A 2,632-nucleotide genomic window follows, 5' to 3' on the forward strand; every position below is an offset into this window, starting at 1 on the left:
CCACGGTGCCGCCCGCCGCAATCGCTTGTTGATAAGACTTGTCCACATCCGTCACATACAGATGCAGGCCTACCGACGGTGAATTGTCAGGATTACTCAACGGCCCCTGATCACACGGCGTGCCGAGCATGATCGGGCAGTCGCCTATGCGCAGTTCGGCATGTCCGATCCCGCCGTCCGGCATAGCCAGGCGCATGACTTCGATGGCGCCAAAGGCCTTCTTGTAGAACTCGATTGCTTCAGCCGCTTTGTGGATGCCCAGATATGGGGTGATGCTGTGATAACCCTCTGGAATGGGTTTTACGCTCATGATGAATCTCCCTGTTTGTTGTTGTGGATGAAAAGGTGTCCTGTGTCGATTTCCGACCGAATAAATATAGGCCCGCGTCGTGTTGGCTACCAAGCGCCCGACGAGCAGCGACGCTGTTCAGCCAACAACAGCGCAGCAGCAGATTGCTCGGATGCGGTAATGCAAAACCTGAAAAATACTCGCCAATTGCCCGAAAACATTAGCTCATGACCTCGACACAGAAGCTGCAATGGCTCTGTTAAACACTGCTGTCGAGAACATCAAATGCCTGAATCTGCCGTTTATCCGAAAAACTCGTCGTCGGCGCCACTCCGGTGCCACACGCGGAAATCCTCGAATTCGTCAAACCGACCTTGGCCAAGGAAGGCGTGGAGCTGGACATCAAAGTCTTCAACGACTTTATCCAGCCCAATCAGCAGTTGGCGTTGAAGAGCCTCGACGCCAACTATTGCCAATACCGGCCGTTTCTGGATGATTACAACAATTCTCGCCACACCGATCTGGTGCCGGTGGTCGGTGTGCACATTGAACCGTTCGGTGCCTACTCGACCAAGATCAAAAACATCGCCGAACTGAAGGACAGCGCCACCGTTTCGATCCCCAATGACCCGGTGAATACCGGCCGTGCGCTTGTGTTGTTGCACGAAGCCGGGCTGATCAAACTCAAGGACCCGAGCAACACCCTCGCCACTCAACGGGACATCATCGACAACCCCAAGCACCTGAAAATTCGTGAACTGGAAGGCGCATTACTAGCKCGTTCGGTGAGCCAGGTCGACCTCGCATTTGTCTTCGCCAACTACGCCYTGGAGGCGGGGATCGACACCAACAGCGCATTGATCGTCGAGAAGGGCAAGAGCTAGTACATCGAGTTTCTGGTGGCGCGGCCGGACAACATCAATGATCCCTGTTTGCAGAAACTGGCCAAGGCGCTGAACTCGGATGAGGTTCGGCAGTTCATCTTGACCCGTTACAAGGGGCAGATTGCGCCAGGATTCTAAAACTTCATTGAATCTCAATAAGCCATCGCGAGCAGGCTCACTCCCACACTGGACCTTCTGTGAACACAAAATTTGTGAACACCTCAGATCAAATGTGGGAGTGAGCCTGCTCGCGATGGCCGTACCGCTATTAGTGATCTGTATTCGATTCCAACAACCGCGCCTTCGCTAAATCGACAACTGCATCACGCGTTCACCCTGAACATTCTCCATCACCCGACGCTTGTTCACGGCCAGCTCTCCAATCTTGATCAGCCGCGTGCGTGTCACGTTACGGCTCAGGCCCAGCAGGGCGGCGGTGTGAACCTGGTTGTAATGGCAGAAACGATAGGCCGCGCGCAATAACGCGTCTTCGACTTTCTCATGCAGCGCACCGGCCTGTTCTGCGAACAGCTTTTGAAAGGCTCGATCCAGCAGGGCTTCCGGTGAGTCGTTGATGTTGGCGTGGTAATCGTCCTGGCGCTCGATACGCATGTTGGACAAGCGCAGGTCATCGCGTTCGATCACGCCGTTACGGCAAATCAGCAGCGTATGGTGAATGACGTTTTCCAGTTCGCGGATGTTGCCCGGCCAACTGTAGCTGCGCAGTCTCAACTCGGCTTCTTTGCTGATGGTGATGCTGCCGTAACCCAGGCGCTGACTGTAGGTTTCGACGAAATGACGGGTCAGCGGCAAGATGTCGCCGGGACGCTCGCGTAAGGGGCTCAGCTCCAGGCTGACCACGTCGAGGCGGTAATACAGATCTTCGCGAAAATGCCCGGCGTTGATGGCTTTTTCCAGTTGTACGTTTGTCGCGGCCAGTACGCGCACGTCGATGGGAATGCTCTTGCGCGAGCCAAGGCGGACCACTTCGCGCTCCTGCAACACGCGCAGTAACTTGACCTGAATCGCCATCGGCAGATCACCGATTTCATCGAGGAACAGCGTGCCGCCATCGGCCTCCTCGAACCAGCCGGCCTTGGCGCTCAGTGCACCCGTGAAGGCTCCTTTTTCGTGGCCGAACAGTTCGGCCTCGACCAGCGATTCGGAGAACGCGCCGCAGTTCACTGCCACGAACGGCCGGTTGCGTCGGGCGCTGAGGTTGTGGATGTGCCGTGCCACCAACTCCTTGCCGGTGCCGGTTTCGCCGATGATCAGCACACTGGCTTCACTGGGCGCGACTTGTTGCAGATGGGCGAGCAAGGCCCGGGATTTCGGGTCTTCGAACACCTGCGCGGTGGCGCGGATCGAGGTGGCCAGCGCGGGCGAGGGCGGTAAGGTCAGCAGTTGCATGGGCTTCGCTCCATGAAGAGAAGGCTATGAATAGAAGGTCGGAGTCGGC

2 protein-coding genes and 1 pseudogene are annotated in these 2,632 nt (G+C 56.6%); 1 reads left to right on the forward strand and 2 read right to left on the reverse strand.

Going from position 1 to position 2,632, the window contains the following annotated elements:
- Positions 1-310, reverse strand: a 310-nt coding sequence (locus AC1DRJ_RS23980; RefSeq protein WP_477804337.1) for a VOC family protein, incomplete at its 3' end; no start/stop codon positions are given.
- Positions 311-582: 272 nt separating this feature from the next.
- Between AC1DRJ_RS23980 and AC1DRJ_RS23985 the strand changes: the two are divergent.
- A pseudogene (locus AC1DRJ_RS23985) lies at positions 583-1,311 on the forward strand (MetQ/NlpA family ABC transporter substrate-binding protein).
- Positions 1,312-1,479: 168 nt separating this feature from the next.
- Here the strand turns inward: AC1DRJ_RS23985 and AC1DRJ_RS23990 are convergent.
- The gene (locus AC1DRJ_RS23990; RefSeq protein ID WP_477804338.1) at positions 1,480-2,583 is read right to left on the reverse strand and encodes a sigma-54 interaction domain-containing protein; all 1,104 of its coding nucleotides are present in this window, start codon (positions 2,581-2,583) and stop codon (positions 1,480-1,482) included.
- Between the last annotated feature and the right edge of the window lie 49 nt (positions 2,584-2,632).

It is taken from the genome of Pseudomonas sp. P5_B2 (assembly GCF_056400445.1).